General features: G+C 51.6%; 21 protein-coding genes and 1 pseudogene. 16 read left to right on the forward strand and 6 right to left on the reverse strand.

Annotation, left to right across the window (positions count from 1 at the left end):
• Positions 1-750: a pseudouridine synthase gene (locus PJDR2_RS11030; protein ID WP_015843764.1), complete on the forward strand. Its 750-nt coding sequence runs from the start codon at positions 1-3 to the stop codon at positions 748-750.
• 29 nt (positions 751-779) lie between these two features.
• On the forward strand, positions 780-1577 hold the full coding sequence (locus PJDR2_RS11035; protein WP_015843765.1) for a Cof-type HAD-IIB family hydrolase: 798 nt from the start codon (positions 780-782) through the stop codon (positions 1575-1577).
• 92 nt (positions 1578-1669) lie between these two features.
• Here the strand turns inward: PJDR2_RS11035 and PJDR2_RS33485 are convergent, their stop codons facing one another.
• The 3 genes from PJDR2_RS33485 to PJDR2_RS11050 form a co-directional block, all read right to left on the reverse strand.
• Positions 1670-1765, reverse strand: a complete 96-nt coding sequence (locus PJDR2_RS33485; RefSeq protein WP_015843766.1) for a hypothetical protein — start codon at positions 1763-1765, stop codon at positions 1670-1672.
• Positions 1766-1972: 207 nt separating this feature from the next.
• Positions 1973-3367, reverse strand: coding sequence for an RsmF rRNA methyltransferase first C-terminal domain-containing protein (locus tag PJDR2_RS11045; protein ID WP_015843767.1), 1395 nt, complete (start codon positions 3365-3367; stop codon positions 1973-1975).
• A 21-nt stretch (positions 3368-3388) separates the two neighbouring features.
• Positions 3389-5125 carry a DEAD/DEAH box helicase gene (locus PJDR2_RS11050; RefSeq protein WP_015843768.1) on the reverse strand — a complete coding sequence of 579 codons (1737 nt, stop codon included), beginning with the start codon at positions 5123-5125 and terminating at the stop codon, positions 3389-3391.
• 142 nt (positions 5126-5267) lie between these two features.
• Here PJDR2_RS11050 and PJDR2_RS11055 point away from each other — a divergent pair, with 142 nt between their 5' ends.
• Genes PJDR2_RS11055 through PJDR2_RS11075 form a run of 5 tightly spaced genes read left to right on the forward strand, consistent with a single transcriptional unit; the run spans position 5268 to position 7893 of the window.
• Positions 5268-5465 carry a YwbE family protein gene (locus PJDR2_RS11055; protein WP_015843769.1) on the forward strand — a complete coding sequence of 66 codons (198 nt, stop codon included), beginning with the start codon at positions 5268-5270 and terminating at the stop codon, positions 5463-5465.
• A gap of 20 nt (positions 5466-5485) precedes the next feature.
• Complete coding sequence (locus tag PJDR2_RS11060) at positions 5486-5788, forward strand: hypothetical protein (protein WP_015843770.1); 303 nt, start codon at positions 5486-5488, stop codon at positions 5786-5788.
• A 17-nt stretch (positions 5789-5805) separates the two neighbouring features.
• Positions 5806-6570, forward strand: coding sequence for a GNAT family N-acetyltransferase (locus tag PJDR2_RS11065; RefSeq protein ID WP_015843771.1), 765 nt, complete (start codon positions 5806-5808; stop codon positions 6568-6570).
• An 8-nt stretch (positions 6571-6578) separates the two neighbouring features.
• Entirely contained in the window at positions 6579-7238 is a 660-nt protein-coding gene (locus tag PJDR2_RS11070; protein ID WP_015843772.1) for a LysE family translocator, read from the forward strand.
• 28 nt (positions 7239-7266) lie between these two features.
• Positions 7267-7893 (forward strand): hypothetical protein, encoded by a 627-nt coding sequence (locus PJDR2_RS11075; protein ID WP_041613412.1) that lies wholly within the window; start codon positions 7267-7269, stop codon positions 7891-7893.
• Positions 7894-8272: 379 nt separating this feature from the next.
• Here the strand turns inward: PJDR2_RS11075 and PJDR2_RS11080 are convergent, their stop codons facing one another.
• Together PJDR2_RS11080 and PJDR2_RS11085 are read right to left on the reverse strand one after the other, a co-directional pair.
• Positions 8273-9262, reverse strand: a complete 990-nt coding sequence (locus PJDR2_RS11080) for a lipoate--protein ligase (protein ID WP_015843774.1) — start codon at positions 9260-9262, stop codon at positions 8273-8275.
• Between the two features lie 98 nt (positions 9263-9360).
• Positions 9361-10576: pseudogene (locus PJDR2_RS11085) on the reverse strand (nitrate/nitrite transporter).
• Positions 10577-11023: 447 nt separating this feature from the next.
• On the opposite strand from PJDR2_RS11085, the gene glp reads away from it, so the two are divergent.
• From glp to PJDR2_RS11115, 6 genes are all read left to right on the forward strand, one after another.
• Positions 11024-12328: a gephyrin-like molybdotransferase Glp gene (gene glp / locus PJDR2_RS11090; protein ID WP_015843775.1), complete on the forward strand. Its 1305-nt coding sequence runs from the start codon at positions 11024-11026 to the stop codon at positions 12326-12328.
• Positions 12325-14370 carry a nitrite reductase large subunit NirB gene (nirB, locus tag PJDR2_RS11095; protein ID WP_015843776.1) on the forward strand — a complete coding sequence of 682 codons (2046 nt, stop codon included), beginning with the start codon at positions 12325-12327 and terminating at the stop codon, positions 14368-14370. The genes glp and nirB overlap by 4 nt, the downstream gene beginning before the upstream one ends.
• Positions 14367-16508, forward strand: coding sequence for an assimilatory nitrate reductase catalytic subunit NasC (gene nasC, locus PJDR2_RS11100; RefSeq protein ID WP_265525179.1), 2142 nt, complete (start codon positions 14367-14369; stop codon positions 16506-16508). Before nirB ends, nasC begins: the two co-directional genes overlap by 4 nt.
• Positions 16505-17107 (forward strand): molybdenum cofactor guanylyltransferase, encoded by a 603-nt coding sequence (gene mobA, locus PJDR2_RS11105; protein ID WP_015843778.1) that lies wholly within the window; start codon positions 16505-16507, stop codon positions 17105-17107. Before nasC ends, mobA begins: the two co-directional genes overlap by 4 nt.
• 2 nt (positions 17108-17109) lie before the next feature.
• Positions 17110-17622 (forward strand): molybdopterin-guanine dinucleotide biosynthesis protein B, encoded by a 513-nt coding sequence (mobB, locus tag PJDR2_RS11110; RefSeq protein WP_015843779.1) that lies wholly within the window; start codon positions 17110-17112, stop codon positions 17620-17622.
• A 96-nt stretch (positions 17623-17718) separates the two neighbouring features.
• The gene (locus PJDR2_RS11115) at positions 17719-17928 is read left to right on the forward strand and encodes a DUF5316 family protein (RefSeq protein ID WP_015843780.1); all 210 of its coding nucleotides are present in this window, start codon (positions 17719-17721) and stop codon (positions 17926-17928) included.
• A gap of 56 nt (positions 17929-17984) precedes the next feature.
• Here PJDR2_RS11115 and PJDR2_RS11120 read toward each other — a convergent pair whose 3' ends face one another.
• Entirely contained in the window at positions 17985-19907 is a 1923-nt protein-coding gene (locus tag PJDR2_RS11120; RefSeq protein ID WP_015843781.1) for a sensor histidine kinase, read from the reverse strand.
• A gap of 148 nt (positions 19908-20055) precedes the next feature.
• Between PJDR2_RS11120 and PJDR2_RS31890 the strand changes: the two genes are divergently transcribed.
• The 3 genes from PJDR2_RS31890 (at position 20056) to PJDR2_RS11135 (ending at position 22798) form a co-directional block, all read left to right on the forward strand.
• Positions 20056-20802: an alpha/beta fold hydrolase gene (locus PJDR2_RS31890; RefSeq protein WP_015843782.1), complete on the forward strand. Its 747-nt coding sequence runs from the start codon at positions 20056-20058 to the stop codon at positions 20800-20802.
• A gap of 49 nt (positions 20803-20851) precedes the next feature.
• Positions 20852-21310, forward strand: a complete 459-nt coding sequence (locus tag PJDR2_RS11130; protein WP_041613413.1) for a MarR family winged helix-turn-helix transcriptional regulator — start codon at positions 20852-20854, stop codon at positions 21308-21310.
• 75 nt (positions 21311-21385) lie between these two features.
• Positions 21386-22798, forward strand: a complete 1413-nt coding sequence (locus tag PJDR2_RS11135; RefSeq protein WP_015843784.1) for an arsenic transporter — start codon at positions 21386-21388, stop codon at positions 22796-22798.
• The last annotated feature ends 5 nt before the right edge of the window (positions 22799-22803 follow it).

The raw sequence follows: 22803 nt of genomic DNA on the forward strand, positions 1-22803 counted from the left end.
ATGGGCAAAAAGATGCGGATAGACAAGCTGCTGTCTCATACCGGGTATGGTACCCGCAGCGAGATCAAGAAACTTGTGAAGCAGGGAAAAGTAACGGTAGCCGGGAAGGTCGTTAAAGACAGCGGGCAGCTCGTAGATCCGGAACTGGATGAGGTTGCGTTTGACGGGGAGCTGGTGCTGTACCGGGAGGTTATCTACTTGATGATGAACAAGCCTCCTGGCGTCATCTCCGCTACCGAAGACCGCCGCGAACGGACGGTTATCGATTTGCTTGAGCAGGAGGATCAATTAATGGATCCGTTTCCTGTCGGAAGATTGGACAAAGATACGGTGGGTCTTCTTCTGCTGACCAATGACGGACAGCTTGCGCATGAGCTGTTGTCGCCGCGCAAGCATGTTCCCAAGACCTACGAAGCGGTTGTGCAAGGCGATGTCGGCGAAGAGGATCAGGAGCAATTCAAGGCGGGAGTTACGCTGGATGACGGATATGTCACGATGCCTTCGGATTTAAAGATATTGAAAAAAGACAGCGGCGAGGGTGGCGTAACTTCGGTCATATCGCTTACGATAATGGAAGGGAAGTTCCATCAGGTGAAGCGGATGTTCGAAGCGGTAGGGAAAAAGGTTGTATTCCTGAAGAGGATATCGATGGGGCCGCTTGAGCTGGATGCCGATCTGGAGGAAGGAACTTACCGCGAATTAACCGATGAGGAACTTGCGCTTCTGCGCGCTCACCGGGCTACAGAATAAAAAATAGAGAACAGGATGGGGAGAAGCGTATGGCATTACAGTATGATTTGATTGCGCTTGATGTAGATGGCACATTATTGACGGATGATCATCAACTGACAAGCAAGACTCGTGAAGCCGTGCGGGAAGCGGCGGACCGGGGAGCGAGCATTGTGCTTTGCACGGGACGCGCGCCTTTCAGCGTCTTTCCAGTGCTGGAGGAGTTAGGCTTGACCGGTACGATTATCACGCATAACGGCGGAGCGACGATTGACTCGGATACGAGAAGAATCATCCATGAATACGGGATCGCGCCGCAGCAGTTGGAGCCATTCGTAGATTATTGCCGGAAGAATCAGGTGCATTACGATGTTAATACAGCTTTTGAAATGATGGTCGAATCGTTAACGCCAGAGGTATCCGATATGTATAGCAAGTTCCATGCGTCGCCTTCCGTTCTGGGTCAAGGAGCTAGCCTGCCGGAGGGACTTGTCAAGTTCACGGTATTCGGCAGCAAGGAAGTGATGGACCGGGTGCAGGAGGAGTGGGAGAAATGGCCGCCTTCCCTGCATACCATTCGCAGCGGCGATTTCTTTATCGACGTGCATCATCCGGAAGCAAGCAAAGGCAGAGCACTGCGGCAATTTGCGAGCAGCCGCGGCATTGACCGGAGCCGGATTCTCGCGATCGGCAATTATTATAACGACATTTCCATGCTTGAATTTGCCGGCTGCGGAATTGCGATGGGCAACTCCCCTGACGGGGTAAAAGACGCAGCGGATGTCGTAGGACGTTCCAACGCCGAAGATGGCGTAGCATATGCCCTGCGGGAATTCGCCTGGAGCTGAGGCGGAAAGATTGAACATTAAAAAGGGGCAGCCCCTTGGTCATGAAGACCTCGGGTGCTGCCCCTTCTTTAAATGGGTTTAGTACCAAGTCCTTAGTGGCAAACTGTTCTTATGATGATTACCAGAAGTATGAAAAGGACAAGGATGAAACCTACCGTATTGACGCCGCCTCCATATACGCCAGACATGCTAATTCCTCCTTGTGATTGTACTCCGCTGGAAGGCTGCTGTCACTCGAGTACATTCGCCCTCTGTTCGGTATACAGTATAGTATTGTGAAAGGCCCTGATTGGAATGGACTACTGTCACGATACATCCGGATTTGGGTAGTCACCCAGAAGGAAAAAGCTTGCTGGCAGCGGGTTCTTGCAGCATCCCCTACATTCGCCTCGGCATTAATTGAAACGCCGAAGTCCCTTCGGCAGATGGTTCTTTAACTGGCCGCCGCTTGATTTGGCCCAGCCAAGCGGAAGGCCGTCAACGGCAACAAGGCCCCAGCCGCTGATATCGCCTTCCGCTGGCAGCGTCTCGCCGCGAAGGTAAGCGGCAAGCTCGGGCGCATCCGGCGGATAGCTTTGCGCCCACGATGCGTCCTCCGCTTGAACGGCGAGAGCAAGCGCATGCGCCGGCTCCAGCCGGTTCTTGCGGATATCGCCGAGATGCAGGCCGGGCCGCGCGACCTTAAGTCCGTCAAGATCAGCGGAGCCAAAGCTGCCGCTTGTTTGATGAGGCAGCCAGTAGAGGGCGTCGCCGAAGCGGAGCGGCTCGCCCGGGCCAAGCGCAAAGCCGGGCAAGGCTTGTTCGGCAAAGCTGTGGAACAAGTCCATCTCGGCTGTCAGCGGTTTGGACCGTCCCGCAGTGCGTTTGTCGCGCCGCTTGTTTTTGCTTTTCGGCAAATCATCTTCCGCCGCAAGCTGCTCGCTTTCGGAAGCCTTACGCAGCCGGGCGACAAAATGTCCTTCGCCGCGGACCTGATGCGGCCATAAGCGCTCGATTTGTTCAACCTGGAAGGAGGGATGCCCGGCAACAAACCGCTCGATGGTATCCTCATTCTCGGCACGGTTAAACGTGCAAGTCGAATAGACGAGTACGCCGCCCGGCTTCAGCATAATCGCGGCATGCTCCAGAATCTCGGAGGAGCGCTCGGCACAATAGGTGACATGAGCTTCCGACCATTCCGCTACCGCATCTTCATCCTTGCGGAACATGCCCTCTCCCGAGCAAGGAGAATCCAGCATGATCCGGTCGAAAAAGGCTGGAAAGCGCCTCGACAGCTCATGCGGCGCAGCATTTGTAACGACCGCGTTGCGGATGCCGAGACGTTCAACGTTTTCGCTTAAAATTTTCGCTCTGGCAGGATGGATCTCATTGGCGATCAGCAGGCCTTCGCCATTCATGCTGCCGGCGATTTGCGTGGTTTTGCCGCCCGGAGCGGCTGCGAAATCAAGAATCGTCTCGCCGGGCTCTGCGCCTAGCAGCTCAGCCGCAGACATAGCGGAAGGCTCCTGGATATAATAAAGACCGGCTGTATGATAAGGATGCTTGCCGGGTCTTGCCGCTTCTTCATAGTAGTAGCCGGTGTTACACCAAGGTACGGGCTCCAAATGAAACGGCTGCTTGAGAGCAGCAGCCGCATTGTCCCCGATTGGTTGTCGACATTTCAATGGATTAAACCGGAGCCCGTACGCACGGGCTTCGCTATAGCTATCAAGAAACCGCTCGGCTTCTTCCCTTCCGAGAAGAGCCTGCATTTGCCGGATATAAGCCTCCGGCAGCTGCACGTTCTTCAATGTACTGCAACTCCTTTATACTTATCTGTTACGGCCGCCCGAGCCAGGACCGCGGGATGAACCGCCTCGCGAGCCGCCTCTGTTACCGCTGTTGCCGCCGCCTCGCGAATCTCTGCCGCCGCGTGGCGCGCTGCCGCCTGAGCTGCGGGAATCTTTGCCGCTGCTTGGACGGCCTTCCCATCTTCCGCCGCCGGTTGCTGCGCCGCGCGTATTGCCGCGTGCTGCTCCGTCTTGGGACCGTTCGCCTCTGCCTCCGCCGGTTGCTGCGCCGCGCGTATTGCCGCGTGCTGAACCGCCTTGAGTCCGTTCGCCTCTGCCGTTACGGTTGCCGCCGCGAGCATCTCTGCCGCCGCGTCCGGATTCGCGCTCGCCGCCTCTGCCGCCGCGTTCAGTACCCGTAACTTCCCACGGATTGCCTTCGGCGTTGCTGCTGACAGCAGCACGTTCCGGCTTGCCGCGTCCACCAGCTTGTGAACGGCCTGCACCTGCGCCGCGCTCATTGCGTTCGCCTCTGCCTCCGCGTCCGCCTTGCGCCGGTTTGGAGTCGCGACCGCCGCGACCGCGGCCACCGCGATCCGGTTTTTTGTCATAGCTCTTGCCTTCGCTGCTGGAACGAGGCGCGGTATTCTTCACGATTGTTCCATCTGCTTCAATAGTACGGCGCTCAAGTATAGCATTGATGCTGCGCTCGATATGGGCAACCGCCGCGCGGTCATAAGGCGATGCAATTGTAATTGCCGTGCCGCGTTGTCCGGCACGGCCGGTACGTCCGATCCGGTGAATGTAAATCTCGGAATCCGTTGGAACATCGAAGTTAAAGACATGTGTAACGCCTTCAACGTCAAGGCCGCGCGCGGCAACATCCGTTGCGACAAGAATTTGAAGCTTCGCATCGCGGAAACGTTTCATGACCTGCTCGCGTTTGGCTTGCGTAAGATCGCCATGCAGCTCGTCCGATTCAAAGCCGAGATCTTGAAGATCCTTGTTTAGTTTTTTTGCGCGAACCTTCGTCCGGCAGAAAATAACGGCCAGGTAAGGGCGCTGGGTTTCGATCATGGAAATTAACGCTTTCTGGCGTCCGCGGTCAGTCGTCTCAATAACGAGCTGCTTGATATTGTCCAAAGTGACATTTGCGCTTTGGATTTTAATGTCGACCGGAGTCTTCATATAATTCTCGGCGAGACGTTTGATCTGATCCGGCATGGTAGCCGAGAAGAGCATCGTTTGACGGGCGCGAGGCGTCTGGTCAACGATATTTTGCACTTCGGGCAGGAAGCCCATGTGAAGCATTTGATCCGCTTCGTCCAGTACAAGCATCTTCAGCTTGCCGAGGTTGATCGTTTCGCGTCTCATATGGTCGATCAAGCGGCCGGGCGTAGCCACAACAATATGAGGCGAGTTGTTAAGCTTGCGGATTTGCGCGTCTACGTCTTGTCCGCCGTATGCGGCAAGTACTTTGGCGCCAACCGCCGCCGCAAGCTTTTTCAGCTCGCTGGTAATCTGAATAGCCAGCTCGCGCGTCGGGGTCAGAATCAGCGCTTGAACCTGCTCTTTATCGATATCTATGCGCTGCAGAATCGGCAGGGTGAAGGCGATTGTTTTACCCGTACCCGTTTGAGCCTGAGCGATGACGTCTTGTCCGGACAGGAGGACGGGGATTGCTTTCTTTTGCACCGGAGTAGGGCTCGTAATCCCGTTTGATTGCAGGACATCGGTAAGCTCCGGGATAATACCCATGGAAATAAATTCAGTTGACATTTTGTATATTTTCCTCATTTCATCGAACTCATTTATCGTTTAGTATAACAGTTGTGCCTTGGAAGTGCATCTTTCATCTACATATGCTATGCTGGGCGTCATAAGCTATTAAGCATACATGCAAACAAAGGAATGATCAACAATGAATAACGGTACAGAGCGTGCTTCGGTGAAGCCGGGGCTTGAGGTAGATATTGTTCTGAAACAGGATCAGCGGACGGGGAAACTGACCCGCGGCATTGTAAAGGATCTGCTTACGAATTCGCCCACTCACCCGCATGGCATCAAGGTGCGTCTGGCAGACGGTCAGGTTGGAAGAGTGAAGCATATTTACTCGTGAGTAAAGGAGCTTAGAACGCGATGGCATTCGGGATTTCCAGGTCTGAGATGACGGCGTGGAAGGAAGCGGTTTCCCGCGGGGAAATTGCCTACCTGACGCATTATTGGGTGGATTCGCGTTTTCCGGGCATGAAGACCGTAACCAAGGTAGGCTGCTCCGATCTGGACAAGCTTGCGCGTTGGTGCAGGGATAACGGTCTCAATCCGAGATATATACATAGACGGGATAAATATCCGCATTTTGACCTGCTTGGACCAAAGCAAAGAGAGATTCTCTTGCGGGAAAATCAACATGCGCAGCTGGAACGGTTTCATCTTCTATAAAAAGGAGGATGCGGGACATGCAGATTAACTCGCTGCATCAGACGATAGAGGAGTTAAGTCTTAACGCATGGCCGTCTCTGCAGACGGTCGTTTATGACGGTTGGCTGCTCCGGTTCGCGGACGGTTATACGAAGCGTTCGAATTGCGTGATGCCGCTGTATGAGAGTAATGGCCAAGTGATGGGAAAAATCCTTCACTGCGAGAAGCTGTATGCGGAGCGCGGTTTGGATACGGTTTTTAAAATTACGCCGTTTGCAAGACCAAGCCAGCTGGATTCCCTATTGGAGGAGCGGGGCTACCGGGTGGTAGAGCCCGTTTATGTAAAGACGGCGGAACTGAAGGACCTTCCGCAGCCGGCAGACTTCGCATGCCGGATTGACGAACGGCTGAGTGAACATTGGTTGGATGAATTTTCGCAGCTGATGCCGCTCACGGACAAACAGCGGAAAGCGGCGGTCAAGATGCTGACCGGCTCGCCGCTCCGCCAATGCTTTGTAACATTGTATGCGGATGGTGTTCCGGCGGCATGCGGAATTGGCGTAATCGAGCATGGCTATATCGGCTTGTACGATATTGTCACATCCGAGAGGTTCCGCAATAGAGGACTCGGCTATCAGCTTTTGCTGCGCATTTTCCGTTGGGGGAAAGAGAGCGGGGCAGAAAAAGCCTATTTATTAGTCGTTCAGGCGAACCAACCGGCCAACCGGCTATATGACAAATTTGGTTTTGAGACGCAATACGAATATTGGTACAGGGTTAAATCTTTGAAGCAGGATGAGTGAACGTTTAGATGGTCTTAGGGTTAGCATTTATACAAGGCTTTTTATTTTCTTTATCTTTATGTTTGGATTTAGGCATGGTGAACGTTGCCATTATTAAAACCGGGGTCGAACGCGGCTTTAAGCCGTCTTTTATGATCGGTTTTGGTTCATGCTTCGGAGACTTGACCTATCTTGCGCTCGCGCTGATCGGGTTCAGCTTTATACTCGAGATTACCGTCGTCCGCTGGATATTATGGATTGCGGGAACAGCAGTGCTCCTTCTTCTCGCTTATAAAATGGCGAAAGAATCGCTCCGTCCAAGAATGATTGATTGGAAGGCGAGGGAAGGGGACGGAAGGCAACAGCCCAAGCGGAGGCTCGCGGATTTTCTGTTCGGACTGGGAGCGGCCTTGTCGTCGCCTACGGTTATGCTGTGGTTTGTTGCTTCGGCGGGGCCGATTGTGGCAGAGGTTCATGGCGACAGCCGTTATACCATTGCCGTGTTTATCGCAGGTTTTTTCACTGCCGGCTTATTATGGTCGCTTGGCATGGCTTACTTCAGCGGGCGGGCAGGCAAAGCGCTAGGCGCAAAGTTCGTGAGGATCATTTCGCTTTTCTCGGCTCTTCTCTTTATTTATTTTGCGATCCGCGTATTCTGGTCGGGGCTGCAGTTTGTGCTAGGCGAGTAGGTTATCTATTGTGCAAAAGAGGGATATCATGTCCGTTGTGAATTCGTTGGCTTCCCAGCTAGGCCGTAATGACGAGGAGCCTAATATTGAACTTGCGCAAAGGCTGGCAAGCGAAGAAAATCTTGCAGGCATTCAAGAAATCATCGGGAATCTGTCCAGCAAGGATAAAAAGATCCGGCATGATTGCATCAAGGTTGCGTATGAGGTTGGCGAGCTTAGGCCGGAGCTGATAAGCCAATACGCATTACGGTTCATCGAACTGCTGACTAGCCGGGATAATCGGCTGGTTTGGGGTGGGATGACGGCATTGTCCGTCATTGCAGACACTGCATCAGAACCGCTTATGGAGCATGTTGATCAAATCGTCGATGCGATGGCAACAGGTTCGGTTATAACCGTGGATAAGGCCGTTCTTGCGCTTTCGAGATTAGCGGCAGTAAGCGACGCAAATAATAAGGCTATCTTTCCTTTCCTGCTCCGCCATCTCGAGAGCTGCAGGTCCAAAGAAGTTCCCCAGCATTCGGAAAGCTCGCTTCTTGCCGTTAAGGCTTCTAATAAAGAGGAGTTCCTGAAGGTTCTGCGGGCAAGAGAGCAGCATCTCACGGACGCTCAGTTAAAGAGAGTCAAAAAGATCTATAGAACGTTAGACAAATAGCCCCAATAAATAGTTTCTAAATATAGCGTGACGAAGCCGCCGGCCTCAAGTCTAACTTGGGGCCGGTGGCTTCATCGCCGTACGTTGGATTTCCTCCGGTGAAATCAATTTAAACGGGTAGCTTCCGGAAGCTGTGTTGGATTCACTCCAGCATAATGGTCCAGAATAAGCCGCTATTGTCCAAATGAGATGATTACACTGTAGCTACTCCAACGTAGATCGAGTTTCTGGTCAACATGCCCCCGTTATCCTGTACGGAATCCAATGTAACTCTACTTTGTTGGACATAGAGGGAAGAGGTACTATATCGTTCCAATATAAAAGCTGTCCCAAAGTCAGGTAATGACTCTTGAGACAGCTTTTATTGGTTTAATGCCGTTTACAGCATGAGCGACAGCAGCTGCTCCTTCGTAATGGGACCGAAGTAGAAGTTCACGTCGATCTCATCCAGCAGCTTGCCGAGCGATTCCGCATCGTAACGCGTGCCGATCAGCTTCGAAGTCACTTCGCTTGTCTCGCCTCTGCCGAAGAAGTCGCCAAATACGGCGGCATCCGCGATTTTGCCTTCTTCCACCTGCAGGCGTATGTCGTAAGTGCCCGCGCCTTCGATGCGCTTTGTCTGACGGACGTTAAAGGCAGGGGAACGGCCGTAATTCCAATCCCAGCTGCGGTAACGCTCATCAGCCAGCTTCCGGACATTCGCCCAGTCCTCTTCGGTCAACTCGTAGACCGGAATTTCCGGTTCGCCTTCGAAAATAGACTCCAGCAAATACTGTCTCAATTCCTGAATGGTCATCGGTTCTTTTAGAAATTCCGAGATGTTGGCGACGCGGCTCCGAATGGATTTGGTTGCTTTCGAGACGTATTTCTCCGCATTAACCTTTAGCGCGGAGACGACATTCTCAATTTCAGAATCAAATAAGAGAGTGCCGTGGCTGAACATTTTCCCTTTGGTGGCAAATTGGGCATTGCCCGAAATTTTGCGCTCTCCAACCTGAAGGTCGTTGCGTCCCGACAGCTCCGCGTTTACGCCAAGCTTGCGCAATGCGCGAACAACGGGCTCCGTGAACTTCTTAAAGTTGTGGAACGACTTGCCGTCATCCTTCATGATGAAGCTGAAGCTGAGGTTCCCGAGATCATGATAGACCGCGCCGCCTCCCGACAGCCTGCGCACCACATGGATGCCATTTTCATTTACGTATTCGGCGTTAATCTCTTCGACCGTATTCTGGTTTTTACCGATAATGATAGACGGCTCGTTAATGTAGAACAGCAAATATTCGTCTTCCGGCAGCGAACGTAAAATATATTCCTCGAGCGCCAGATTCAGCGTCGGGTCCGTGATATTGTGATTGTCGATAAACCGCATGCGTAATTCTCCTCTTCGATATTCAGTCCTGCCCCCATTATAACCCTCACGGAAAGATTTTTCATGCGGGATCGGACAAAATATTCGGATGCCGTTTCTCACACGCTGCGTGCTTTGCCGCCTTCCCCGATCCAGGTTTTCTTCCAGTCCATCTGAGCAATCGCCAGCATAATGACGCTTAGCAAGGCGATGCCGCACAAAATGAGGAAGCCTGGCGTGTAGGAGCCCGTAGATTGATACAGGTTGCCCAGAATAAGAGGAAGCGCATATCCGCCAAGGCCGCCCGCTGCGCCAACGATCCCGGTGACAAGTCCAATCTCGTCGCCAAACCGCTGCGGTACAAGCTGGAATACGGAGCCGTTGCCGGCGCCGAGACACATCATGCCTACGAATAACATACCAATCACGAGATAGAGGGGAGGAAGACTCGAAATAGAAGCGAGCATGACAGCCGCACCCGTGTACAAAATCATCAGAACCTTAATGCCGCCAAGCTTATCGGACAAATACCCGCCAATCGGACGGAAGAAGCTGCCCGCAATGACGCATAGCGTAGTGAAATCGGCTGCTTTGACGGCAGACAAGCCGTATTGGGTATTGAAGAAGATCGTCAAGTAGTTGGAGAGCCCAACAAAGCCGCCAAACGTAACGCTGTACATGATGCAGAAGAGCCAGGTGTCGCGCTGCTTCAATATTTTTGCGTATTGGGACAGTCTTTTTTGGAGCAGGCTGGTTCGGGCTGTCTTTCGCGAAGATCGTAAAGACGATGAAGGCAATTGCGATTGGAATAAGCGCCAGTCCAAAAACCACTTCCCAGCTGCCGAAATGCTGGGCGATACGGTTCGCGAACAAGGTGGAGAAGACCGTTCCGCTGTTGCCTGCGCCGGCGATTCCCATGGCGAGACCTTGATATTGCGGAGGATACCAGCGGCTTGCAAGCGGAAGCGCCGCGGCAAACGATGCGCCTGCGACACCAAGCATGAGAGCAACGATATGCAGATCCGACAGGGAGCCAACAAATTTCCAGCCCCATACAAGAGGGATCATTGTAAGCAGCATGCCAAGCTGTCCGGTTCTCTTTGGTCCGATATAGTCGGTAAGGAATCCAAATACCAGGCGGAGAATAGAGCCGCCAAGCACAGGCAGTGCAACAAGGTTAGCTTTTTGAACCGGTGTCATATCATAATCTCCAATAATAACGACGCTAAGCGGTCCAATCAGTACCCAAATCATAAAGCTGATATCGAAATACATAAATGCGCTAAATAACGAAGGCTTGTGACCGCTTTTCCAGAACGACGTAGGGTTACTCATAACCAATTCCCTCCAATGTATTTATTTCTGTTTTTCCGTTTGCAGACGCGCGTTCCCGGGGCGAGAGTCTGATTCATTCATTTCAAAAATAAAAAAAGGCCGCAAACTGCCCTTGTGGACAGAAGCGGCCTCTTTGCCGAAGGCGGTACAGCATTGTACCCACCGGATCGTACGGTCACATCATTGTGAACCCAATTCGAATTATAGGTGAATTGTCAAATGCATGTCAATAAACTTAACACCAAATTTTGAAATATCCATAAAATAAAGCAGATATCGATATTTTTGTGTGACCTATATTGACATGTCACTAAACTTCCATTATGCTCAAAACAAATGATCAGCACAACGATGTGCTGTCGACTTTGGCAACGGAGCCCGCTTCCTTATTTATATAGGGAACGGGCTTTTTATGTTCATTTTGTACGGTGGGGAGGGAAAGCCTGAATGACTACCTTGCAGAAGCAGCAGCTTGTTGTATCCGTAGAAGAAGCGATTCGTCATTTATGTGAGGGAGTGTCCTCCGTTCGAACGGAAAAGCTGCCTTTGGAGGATTGCGTGGGCAGAGTGCTAGCGGAAGATTTCTTTACACCGTTTCCGATGCCTCCATTCCGTCGGGCTGCTATGGACGGTTATGCCGTACGCTCGCAAACCTTGCTTGACGCCGGTCCGGGCAGTGAAGTCATGCTCAGAGTGATCGCGGAGGTTAAGGCGGGCACATCCAAGGAATGGGCTCAGGAGCGTACCGGAGACCGGCCCGTTAATGATAGGGATGCAGTGAGGATCTTTACGGGTGCGCCAGTGCCGCATCGTTACGATACCGTAGTTATGCAGGAAGTGGTTACCCCCATTAACGGGGAAGACGGGAAGCCCCTGTGGATTGGGATAAACCGTCCGCATCCGGCTGGCCGACATATCGCGGAAGCCGGAGAGGATCTTGCGCCTGGCAAGCTGATCCTTGTGAAAGGAACCATGATCGGGGCGAAAGAAATGGCGGTGCTGGCTTCTTACGGGCAGGCTGAAGCGGTTGTGCATGCAAAGCCTCGGATCGCTGTTCTGCCAGTTGGCGATGAGCTTCAGGAACCGGGTACGGTGCTTTCCGCAAACCGGATTTATGACGCTAACGGTCTTGTTGTTTATGCCTTTCTGAAGCAGCTTGGCGCTCATGTCACCCGCCGGAAGCCCGTTCCTGATCATCCTGCCATACTGGCTAATGAAATCAGGCTTGCCGCGGAGCAGGCGGATGTGGTTATTACGACAGGCGGGATATCGGTCGGAGACCATGATTATGTTGAGCGGTCCGCTGCCAGCGCCGGCTTTGAACCGTTATTTACGAAGGTGCTGATGAGACCGGGAACGCCAACTTCTGCTTTTAAGAAAGGGGACTGTTTGCTGTTTGGGTTATCGGGAAATCCGTCCGCTTGTTATTCCGGTCTTGAGCTGTTAGTGAAGCCGGCCGTTCAATGGTTAAAGGGAATGAAAAATTTCCGCAATCAATGGCTCAAAGGGAAGCTGGAGGATTCGGTCGGCAAACCTTGCCCTTATCCAAGATATATACGCTCCATAGCGACAACGGAGCTTGGAGTATGGCGGATTTCACCGCTGCCCAACGATAAATCGGGCAATATCGCGGCATTCGCGGAAGCAAACGCCATTGCCGTGATTCCGGCGGGCGGAAGAGGTGCGGCGAAAGGGGAGATCGTTTCTTTTCTATTACTAACGCATATGGCAAACGGAGGATTAACGTTGTGACGACAAGGAAACTAGCGGTAATCGGCAATGGAATGGCAGGCGTAAGATGCGTAGAGGAGATAGACCGGTTATCGCCCGGAGCCTTCGAAATCACGATTATCGGGGATGAGCCGCATCCAAACTACAATCGGATTATGCTGTCGAAAGTGCTTCAGGGAGATACCTCCATTTCGGACATTACAATCAATGATTTTGCTTGGTATAAGGAGCGGGGGATCCGGCTGCTGCTGGGCGAGAAGGCAGTGCGGGTTGATGCGGTTGGAAAAAGCGTTTATCTGGAATCGGGCAAAACGGTCCCTTACGATGAACTTATATTGGCAACGGGATCTTCGGCTTTTGTCCCCTCGATCCCGGGTATTCATAAATCCGGGGTAACAGCCTTTCGTAATATAAATGATTGCGAGACGATGATCGAGGCTTCGGAATCTTACCGGAGAGCGGCGGTTATCGGAGGGGGACTGCTTGGGCTGGAAGCTGCGCGCGGTTTGCTTAACCTGGGCATGGAGGTGCATGTCGTTCATAATGCCTCCTATCTGATGAACAGGCAGCTGGACACGATGTCGGCCGATTTGCTGAAGCGGGAGCTTACGCAGCAAGGCATGCGGTTCTGGATGGAGAAACGGACGGAGAAAATTATCGGCCGCAAACGGGCCGAAGGTCTATTGTTTAGCGACGGCACCAAGCTTGCGGCGGATCTTATTGTCTTGGCCGTCGGGATCAGTCCCAACATCGCGATAGCCAATAACAGCGGGATTGCTACGAACCGGGCTATTCTTGTTGATGATTACATGCGGACCAACGTGCCTCATATCTATGCGGTTGGAGAATGCGCGGAGCATAACGGGACGGTATACGGATTGGTCGCACCGCTGTACGAGCAGGGGAAAGTGCTGGCCAAGGTACTGACAGATGCGGATACCGTCCCTTACAAAGGCTCCATTCCTTATTCCATGCTGAAGGTGTCCGGGGTAGACGTGTTCTCGGCCGGTGATATTCAAGGCGATGTTGAGGTGGCGCTGCAGCAATATAACGGTCTTCAGGGCACCTATAAGAAAGTAACCGTCAGAAACGGAAAAATAGCCGGCGCCGTATTGTACGGGGACAGTTCCGAGGGCATGAAGCTGCTTGATTACTTGAAAAAGAAAACGGAAGCGGAGGTGCTCCTCGAGAAGGCGGAGGGGGCGTCCGGCGGTAACGATGAGGCTGTTATTGCCATGGCCGATCACCAGACCGTCTGCTCGTGCAACGGTGTCAGCAAGGGAGCTATCGTATGCGCCATTCAAGAAGATCATTTGCAGACGGTCGAGCAGATCCGCGATAAGACGAAAGCATCCGGATCGTGCGGCGGCTGCAAGCAGCTGGTTGGTGCGGTGCTCGCAAGCGTGCTGGCCGGTACGGGAGGCGGAACCAAAAAGGTGGTGCCAATCTGCAGCTGTACCGATCTGGGACATGAGGAAGTCAAGTCCGAAATTGCGAAGCGGGAGTATGCAAACGCAGCGCAGGCAAGAGAAAAACTCGGATGGAATAAGGCTGACGGCTGTGTCGTTTGCCGCGGTGCCATTCCTTATTATATGGGATTGGTCCAGGAATCCAAAAAGACAGTAAGCCCGTTGTTAGACAATGAGCTCAAGGAGTTTTCATGGGATACGCAGGAGCTTCAACTGCCTTATCCGGTGCAAACCGAGCGGTCTGCTCATTATTTGAAGCCTTCGGACGTTCTGGTCCGGGATTTTGGGCTTGCTGCCGTACCTGCCGGCTGGGAGGTTTACGTCGGAGGCCATTCGGAGCATCCGGTCAAGCAAGCGCAGCTGCTTGCGGTAGAAGCGGAGGAAGATTTGGCCATGCAGCTGGCAGCAGCTTGCGTTCAGTGGTACCGGGAATCCGCTTATTACGGGGAGCGCCCTTGGAAATGGCTTGAGCGAATCGGCCTCCAGCCGCTTAGGGAGAAGCTGCTGGATCGCGGAGAGCAGGAAGATTTACTCAGCCGGTGGCAGGCGGCGGAAAGGGCGGAGATGGTATGGAGCGGCATGTGGAAACAATGACATTTTCGGTGGAGCAGGCCAAGCAAGTGATGGCCACGCAATGTCCCTTCTGCAGCGTGCAATGCAAGATGGAGGTTGCGGAGGACCGTTCGGGACGGCGGCCAACCTACCAGGTAACCGCGATCCCGAATAAAGCCTCCGAAGGCCGGTTATGCGTCAAGGGGATGAACGCGTATCAGCATGCGGTCAGCAGAGAAAGGCTTCTTCATCCGATGATGCGCAAAAACGGCAAGCTGACGCAGGTGACGTGGGAGGAAGCGCTCGAGGCGGTCAGCAACAAGTTCATCAGGCTGCAAGCGGAGCATGGCGCTCATACCGTTGGTCTGTACGGCGGCGGATCGCTAACGAACGAATCTGCCTATTTGCTGGGCAAGTTCGCGCGGGTTGCCCTGCAGACCAAATATATCGATTATAACGGCAGGTTTTGCATGTCGGCTGCGGCGTCGGCGGGCGTAAAAACCTTTGGCATCGACCGCGGCCTGACGAACAAGCTGTCGGACATTCCGTTAGCCGAATGTATTATTTTGGCGGGAACCAATATCGCGGAATGCCAACCGACGCTGATGCCCTACTTTACGAGAGCGAAGGATAACGGGGCAATCATTATTGTCATTGATCCCAGAGTATCGGCCACCGCTTCTATCGCCGATGTCCATCTGCAGGTGAAGCCCGGTATGGATGCGGCGCTGGTGAATGGCATGCTGAAGGTTATTTTTGACGAGAAGCTGATTGACGAGGGCTTTATTAAGAGCAGGACAAAAGGCTTTGCAGAGGTGAAGGAGCATGTGGATTCTCTTGATCTCCAAGAAATAGCGGACATTACAGGCGTAAGCATAGATATGATCCGCAAAGCGGCAATCAGCTTTGGCAAGGCGCGTACGGGAATGGTCTTTACAGCCCGCGGCGTAGAACAGCATGCGGATGGCCATATGGCTGTAAGAAATTTTCTTAACATGGTTCTTGCCACGGGCAAAATCGGCAAGGAAGGCTGCGGCTATGGCGCGGTGACCGGACAAGGGAACGGACAGGGCGGACGCGAGCATGGGCAGAAGGCGGATCAGCTGCCTGGTTACCGATTGATTGAAAATCCGGAGGACCGAGCTTATATAGCGGGTGTATGGGGGATTGAACCGGAAGACCTTCCCGGCAAAGGAGTATCCGCGTACGAGATGATGGAGCTTGTTCATAGCCGGGATATAAAAGGGCTGTTCGTGATGGGCTCTAATCCGATTGTATCGAATCCAAACGCCATCCTCGTGGAAGAAGCGCTGGAACGGTTGGAATTCCTCGTTGTTGCGGATATGTTCCTCTCGGAGACCGCAAAGCTTGCCGATATCGTGCTGCCTGTCTCCGCGTATCTCGAGAATGAAGGGACGATGACGAACCTGGAGGGACGGGTTCTGCTGCGCTTGGCAGGCCGTCCGGCTCCGGGAGAAGCGCGTCATGACTGGAAGATCCTATGCGATCTGGCTTATTGGCTTGGCAAGGAGAAGTATTTCACCTTCCGTCAGTCGGAGGATATTTTTAATGAGCTCCGGATTGCAAGCCGCGGCGGCATTGCGGATTATTACGGCATTACGTACGAGAGGCTCCGTAAGGAAGAGGGGATCTATTGGCCTTGTCCTTCCCTCGATCATCCGGGTACGCCGCGGTTATTCGGAGAGCGCTTTGCCCATCAGGACGGGCTTGCCGTATTCCAGACCGTAGATAGTCAATCTCCGGCGGAACAGCCAACCGAAGAATATCCGTTGTACATGACAAACGGCCGTGTGTTGTCTCATTACCTGACAGGGGTGCAAACGCGAAGAAGCCCCGCCCTGGCAGCCCGCGAGGTGGAAAATATACTGGAGATTCATCCGTCGACAGCGCGGAAATACCGGCTTGAGGATGGCGTGCTGGCTAGCGTGCAATCCAGCAGGGGGACGGTTATCGTCCGAACGAAGATTACTTCTGATATTCGAGAGGATACGTTATTTATCCCGATGCATTGGGGAGACGCCCAGAACGTGAACCGGGCAACCAACGCTCTGCTGGATCCGAATTGCAAGATGCCGGATTTCAAGACAAGCGCGGTAAAAGTTCAGCCGCTTGCCGAGTATTTGCGGGAGGAGCGGGAGAAGGGGCTGATGAAGGAATGATAGGCGGCATCATATTAGCCGGTGGCCAAGGCAGGCGGATGGGCGGATTAATGAAGGCGCTTCTGCCGATTGGCGGCAAGTTTATGATTGAGCATGTCCGTAACAACATGCTGCCGCTATGCGGCAGCGTGACGGCTGTGGTCGCGTCGGAGGAGCAGGCCAAGCTCCTCTCCGGCTTAAAGCTTCCGTGCCTGATCGATACGGCGCCCGGTCAAGGTCCGCTTGCGGCTCTGCATACCGCTTTCGAATACAATTGTTATTCCGCGCTATGGGTAACCGCTTGCGATATGCCTTTTGTATCGGATAAGGCTGCCGCTTTTTTGCAGCATCAGATGGAGGAAAGCGGAAGTTTGGCCGCCGTGCCTGAAGTTAATGGACAGCTTCATCCGCTGCATGCCGTCTATCGCGCCGAGTGCCTGAAACAGGTGGAGCTCTGTCTGCAGGAAGGCGACTATAGCATGAAGGGATTTCTGAAGCGGATTAACTATGTCCGGGTTTCGGAGGAGAAGTTTCAGACTGCAGGCATTGAGCTTAGCTTTGTTGATAATATCAATACACCGGGGCAATACGAGGAAGCGAAAATACGAAAGGGGGTGTAGCTTTGGCAGCAGCCGTATATCAGATTACAGGCTTCAAGAATGCGGGCAAAACAACGCTCATGTGCCGGCTGATCGATTATTTGGTGTCCCAAGGGCTTATGGTCGCAACGGTAAAGCATGACGGACACAGCTTTGAAACAGAACCGGCACATACGGATACCGCCAAGCACCGTTCCTCCGGTGCGGTCTGGTCGGCTATTACCTCCGCAGACCGGACGGCTATTGTGAAAGAGAAGCCTTCCGCATTGCTTGAGCTGATCGGAGAAGCGCCGGCAGAGGCTTTTATCCTTGTTGAAGGGTTTAAGACGGAGCGATTTCCGAAGCTTGTAATCGTTAGGCGGGCGGAAGATGAACGGCTGCTGGGAGAATTGAAAGGCATTACGGCAGTAGCGGTCTGGCCGGGATATAAATTGCAGAAAGATGCCATTCCGGCAGGAGCCGTGTTATTCGATATAGACGATGTGCAGGGGATAGGAGATCATATACAGATAGAAGGTTCGAGAAGACAGTCCTGAGCGGGACTGTCTTTTTTTTGAAGCTTGAGAAAAACTTTTTTGAAAATGGACCGTATACAATACTTAACGAAATCAACAGCAAGAAAGAGGTGACTTATGTTTCAGCTATTCATTTATATCGGCTGTGGATTTATATTGATATCCGGGGTGGCTTTGGGAGCCTGGACAACGCCCGAGCAGCAGAGAAGGAATTTTAATTCGGAGCAGCCATCGGACAGAAGAATGAGAAACAAGGTTGCAACATGGTCCTTTGTGCTGGCTTTGATCTTCTTGGCTATTGCCGGAATGATCCATTGGCTGGATTAAATCAGAATTGCCCCGTTTATGAAAAACGGGGCAATGTTTGCTGCTAGCTCTCGGATTTAAGGATTTTCTGCAGGATCCTTCGAAACAGCGGGAAGGCGGATGACGGCTTCTGTTCCAACGCCTTTGGTACTGCTGAAACGGATCGTGCCCCCCATAGCCTCGATGATCCGGAAGGTGACCATCAGACCAAGGCCAGTTCCTTTGGATTTGTTAGAGAAATAGGGCTCACCAAGCTTGTCCAGCTTCTCTGGATCAATCCCTTCGCCATTATCGATAACCCGGACAATAACCTCATTTTCTTCTCTGTTCGCCTGAATGGATACGGTGCCGTCAAAGCTGGATATCGCCTCCAGACTGTTCTTGATCATATTAATAATGGCTTGTTTGAATTTCTCGGCGCTGCCAAGTACATAAAGGTTAGGCTCCGCGACCACTTCAAGCTTAGTGCTTTGCATCGCGGCCAGAGGTGAGATTATATCCTGAATCTGATTCAGCTCTTCCGAAATATTTAAGGTTTTGATGTCTTCCAGATGAGGCTTGGCGAACGTCAGGAACTCGGTAATGATGCTGGACGCGCGGTCCAGCTCCTGTACGGCCAGCTGCAGGAACTGCTTGTCCTTGTTTACGGCTTTTTCACCCACCAGCTGAATGAATCCACGCGTCACTTGCAGCGGATTGCGTACCTCATGCGCGATAGATGCTGCAAGATGGCTGATCAGCTCCATTTTCTCCCCGCGCTGAATTTCCCGGTTAAACATCTCAAGCTCCTTAGAATATTTGACCAGCTGGTCATGGTTGCGAGAGAATTGCCTGCCCATAACGGCAATAAGCGACAGCAGGAAGACTAGCAGTCCCCACTTCCAATAAATCAGATGATAGGTCTCGTCCCTGAAATAGATAATAATCTCCGAGATAAATACGCTGCAGAAGACGGAGTACCCGACGGATATCATAATCGCGTCCCGGTTACCTCTCCAGGCGTAACCAATCGCATGTACGGTCAGAATGAGGAATTGAATAGCTGCAATAACGGTAAGCGGCACAACTTGCAGCAGGCTGAGGCTTATGCCAGGAACAATGGTTTTGCCAAGCGCCCATAACACAATAACCATGACCGTAACCGGAATGAGGACGATTCTGAATTTTTTTATAATGCCATAAATTCCCGGACCAAGAGTCTGCTCGAAAAAGACCGCCAGAGCAGGAGTAAGCAAGAATAAGGCTAAATCAAACAAATCCAGAAAAGGTCTTCCGTAAGCGTAATAATGGTGGTACAAAGCGGGAGAGTAGGCAAGTATAATCTCTCCCAGGCAAAGGATGATCAAGCATAAAGACATCCACAGCACAATCTGCTCGCGTTTAAGAAAGAACAGACAAGTCATCATAATCAAGGCGATAAACATAAAGGAACCGCCGTAGACCAACTCAATTAATCCGTAACGCTCATAATCGGGCATCATCTCATTGTAATCGCCAATGACCAATTCAGGCTCCAGCGATTGTCTCTCGTCGGATAAATGAAGCAGGATCAGCAAGTTATTGCCTTTTGTCGCATCTGTCAGAGGGAGGAGCGTATAGTTTACATCATAAGGATACGATCTTTCCATGTTGTAGAGGAGGCCGTCCTGATGTTCATAAGCTACGCTCACAGCAGTTCCGTAAACCCGTTTCATCCATATTCCCGGCGTATTCCAATCCAGGGACGGAAGTGTGATGCGAAGTAGAAGGGCATCGGCACCGGCGGCGCGATTCTGCATAGGCTGATCTGTCTCAGCATGCTGCCATTTATTCGGGTCTCCCTCCTCGATCCATGCCGCTTGATAGGACTCATCAGGCTTGTACAGCCACTGATAGTCCCAATCCTTAATGACGGAATAATTTTGTTTGGGCTCTTTTATAGAAGAGACGTGTTGAATCTGATAAACCGAGCATATAACCAGCACAATTATGCCTGTAATCAGTAGAATGGTTGATCTCATTGCCGTCACCTACAGTTGAAATTTCTGTCATCTTTTACCATACTTGCTAATTCGACAAAAAGCAATATGATCCAACAAAGTATATATCTCCTTTATACTTGAGTGATATAATGAAGCCATTTTAAATTGGGCGAGGGCGGTGTGACGTATGGCGGTAAGCGAGCATTATGCACGTAATGGCGAGATCAGCATTCATTATTACGATTCAAGAGACGAAGCGGATGAAAGACTAGTTCCTATTGTAATTTGCCCGGGATTATCGGAAACCGCGGAAGAATATCTGGATTTTATTGAGGCAGCGGCACCAAGAAGATGTATTTCGTTATCGTTCCGCGGAAGAGGGAAAAGCGATACCCCGGAGACCGGCTACGATCTGAAAGACCATCTGTCCGATCTGGAATCCGTCGCGAGAGGTTCCGGGGTGAAGAGGTTCCATCTGTTTGCTTATTCGAGAGGGGTATCTTACGCGCTGCAATATGCCCTTGCCTACCCAAGCGATGTATGCTCCTTTATCGTTGGAGACTATCCGCCTGAACACCGGTCGATGCCTGACGGCTGGGCAGAGGACTATATACATAATTATCTGATTCCGTATAACCGGACATCCAACATACGGACAGACGCAGTATGGGGCATACAACGGGAGTCGGTTCAAATCTCGCTGGACCAGCCATTGAAATTGCCGATTATGGTGGCAAGAGGACAACTGGAAGGCTCTTTAATTACGGAAGAGGATCTTGCCAAGTACATGCGGATGAGCGAAGCTGTCTGCGTGAAAGAATACGCTCGATCAGACCATGCGCTGAAAGGTGAAGACAAAGCATTGTTTTATGCGGATATTGTCCACTTCGTTAATGAACAGGACGGAGGTACGGATAAGAAAACAAAAAAGTAATTGCTGAGTGCAACTATTGTGTGTTATAACTATTGCGGGTGATGTAGGAATGGAACAATTGCCGCAGTATGTGGATGTGCGCGAAATATTGCAAAGCGTCGTTAGAAGATTTGGCCTGCAGCAGAAGGGTGGAGCGCAGGGATCCGGAATTTCCGTTATCCAAAGTCATATTCTGTATGAGCTTCATAAGCGTCCGAATCTATCTTTAAATGAGCTGGCTGATGTGCTATGCGTGGAAGCAAGTACGTTAAGCAGACAGGTGCAGCAATTGGTTGAACTTGAATTGCTGAGCCGTGAACCGGATCCGAAGGACCGTCGATACGTAACCTTGACCTTGACGGCTAAGGGGCTTGAGCAGCAGAAGGCCGTTGCGGAAACGATGGAGGATTACATCTTAAGCATTTTTCAGTTTGTGCCAGAAGACAAAAAAAGACAGGTGCTAGAAAGCCTTCAAATATTAAATGATGCGATGGGTCAAAGTCCTCATTGCTGTTTGCCTCCTCTATAGAGGAGTTTATTTTTGGATAATAGTTGCAATTTGCAATTATTAACCTTCGATATGAACTAAAGCGGGGAACGACAAGTGGCAATTATAGCAATTATTCTTTTTTTGATTACGTTAACGTTTGTTATCTGGCAGCCGAAAGGACTTGGTATTGGCTGGTCAGCCGCAGGCGGTGCTGTATTGGCGTTGCTTTTTGGCGTCGTCAGCTTTGCGGATGTAGGAACCGTAACAGGCATTGTATGGAATGCAACCATTGCTTTTATCGCGATTATCCTGAACTCTCTGATTCTTGACGCGATTGGTTTCTTTGAGTGGGCGGCCCTGCATATGGCCCGTCTTGCCAAAGGAAACGGTAGAAGGATGTTTATTTACGTCATTTTGCTTGGCGCGGCAGTATCGGCCTTTTTCGCCAATGACGGTGCAGCGCTTATCCTTACGCCAATTGTTCTCGCCATGGTTAGGGCGCTTAAGTTCGACAGCAAAATGATTCTGCCTTTTATTATGGCCGGCGGTTTTATATCGGACACGACGTCACTGCCTCTAATTATAAGCAATCTGGTAAATATCGTTTCGGCCGATTATTTCGGAGCGGGTTTTGTGGAATACGCCAGCCGGATGATCATTCCGAACTTCTTCTCGCTTGGAGCAAGCCTTCTCGTACTGTATCTATTTTACCGGAAAAGCATTCCTGCGGACTACGATGTCCGCGAGGTGAAGGAACCGAGGGAAGCGATTAAAGATCATAAGCTGTTCCGCTTGTCCTGGATTCTGTTGGCGATTCTGCTTGTTGCCTATCTGGCCAGCGAATTTATTCAAGTGCCGGTATCCATTATTACGGGGGCTGTATCTATTGTCTTTTTGCTATTCGCCCGCCGCAGTCCAGCGATTAAGACGAAGCAGGTGATGAAGGAAGCTCCTTGGACCGTTGTTGTTTTTTCAATCGGAATGTATGTCGTGGTCTATGGGCTGCGAAACGCGGGCCTTACGGATGCGCTTGGGGACGTTATACAAGCTATTTCTGACCATGGACTATTTGCCGCTACGATGGGGATGGGCTTCTTGTCAGCGATTTTATCCTCGGTAATGAACAACATGCCAACGGTTATGATTGACGCTTTGGCGATTAAAGGGACAGCTACGGCAGGCGTGATCCGGGAAGCGCTGGTCTATGCGAATGTGATTGGATGCAATCTTGGTCCAAAGCTGACGCCTATCGGATCGCTGGCGACCCTGCTTTGGCTTCATGTTCTCGCGAAAAAGGACGTGAAGATTTCATGGGGCTCCTATATGAAAGCAGGCTTTGTATTAACCGTGCCGACCTTGTTTATTACGTTGGCCGGGCTGTATATCTGGCTTGAGCTTATTCATTCGTTTAGTGTGTACGTTGGCTTTGCAATTGCGGGTTTCCTATTGGCAGCGGGTGTTGCCTTCGCCTTTTTCTTCAGGTTGAAATCCGGTAAAAAACAAGAAGCAAAAAAACAAATGGCATAGCCGTG

Source organism: Paenibacillus sp. JDR-2 (assembly GCF_000023585.1).
Taxonomy (GTDB): Bacteria; Bacillota; Bacilli; order Paenibacillales; family Paenibacillaceae; genus Pristimantibacillus.

What these genes read in the sequence shown, in the direction of transcription:
- PJDR2_RS11060 (WP_015843770.1), top strand. Translation starts at nt 5,486, where the DNA reads ATGGCATTCGGGATTTCCAGGTCTGAGATGACGGCGTGGAAGGAAGCG.
- PJDR2_RS33485 (WP_015843766.1), bottom strand. Translation starts at nt 1,765, where the DNA reads ATGTCTGGCGTATATGGAGGCGGCGTCAATACGGTAGGTTTCATCCTT.
- PJDR2_RS11050 (WP_015843768.1), bottom strand. Translation starts at nt 5,125, where the DNA reads ATGTCAACTGAATTTATTTCCATGGGTATTATCCCGGAGCTTACCGAT.
- PJDR2_RS11120 (WP_015843781.1), bottom strand. Translation starts at nt 19,907, where the DNA reads ATGAGATCAACCATTCTACTGATTACAGGCATAATTGTGCTGGTTATA.
- PJDR2_RS11115 (WP_015843780.1), top strand. Translation starts at nt 17,719, where the DNA reads ATGTTTCAGCTATTCATTTATATCGGCTGTGGATTTATATTGATATCC.
- PJDR2_RS11055 (WP_015843769.1), top strand. Translation starts at nt 5,268, where the DNA reads ATGAATAACGGTACAGAGCGTGCTTCGGTGAAGCCGGGGCTTGAGGTA.
- nasC (WP_265525179.1), top strand. Translation starts at nt 14,367, where the DNA reads ATGACATTTTCGGTGGAGCAGGCCAAGCAAGTGATGGCCACGCAATGT.
- PJDR2_RS11065 (WP_015843771.1), top strand. Translation starts at nt 5,806, where the DNA reads ATGCAGATTAACTCGCTGCATCAGACGATAGAGGAGTTAAGTCTTAAC.
- PJDR2_RS11035 (WP_015843765.1), top strand. Translation starts at nt 780, where the DNA reads ATGGCATTACAGTATGATTTGATTGCGCTTGATGTAGATGGCACATTA.
- PJDR2_RS11030 (WP_015843764.1), top strand. Translation starts at nt 1, where the DNA reads ATGGGCAAAAAGATGCGGATAGACAAGCTGCTGTCTCATACCGGGTAT.
- mobA (WP_015843778.1), top strand. Translation starts at nt 16,505, where the DNA reads ATGATAGGCGGCATCATATTAGCCGGTGGCCAAGGCAGGCGGATGGGC.
- PJDR2_RS11070 (WP_015843772.1), top strand. Translation starts at nt 6,579, where the DNA reads ATGGTCTTAGGGTTAGCATTTATACAAGGCTTTTTATTTTCTTTATCT.
- glp (WP_015843775.1), top strand. Translation starts at nt 11,024, where the DNA reads ATGACTACCTTGCAGAAGCAGCAGCTTGTTGTATCCGTAGAAGAAGCG.
- PJDR2_RS11075 (WP_041613412.1), top strand. Translation starts at nt 7,267, where the DNA reads ATGTCCGTTGTGAATTCGTTGGCTTCCCAGCTAGGCCGTAATGACGAG.
- PJDR2_RS11130 (WP_041613413.1), top strand. Translation starts at nt 20,852, where the DNA reads ATGGAACAATTGCCGCAGTATGTGGATGTGCGCGAAATATTGCAAAGC.
- PJDR2_RS31890 (WP_015843782.1), top strand. Translation starts at nt 20,056, where the DNA reads ATGGCGGTAAGCGAGCATTATGCACGTAATGGCGAGATCAGCATTCAT.
- PJDR2_RS11080 (WP_015843774.1), bottom strand. Translation starts at nt 9,262, where the DNA reads ATGCGGTTTATCGACAATCACAATATCACGGACCCGACGCTGAATCTG.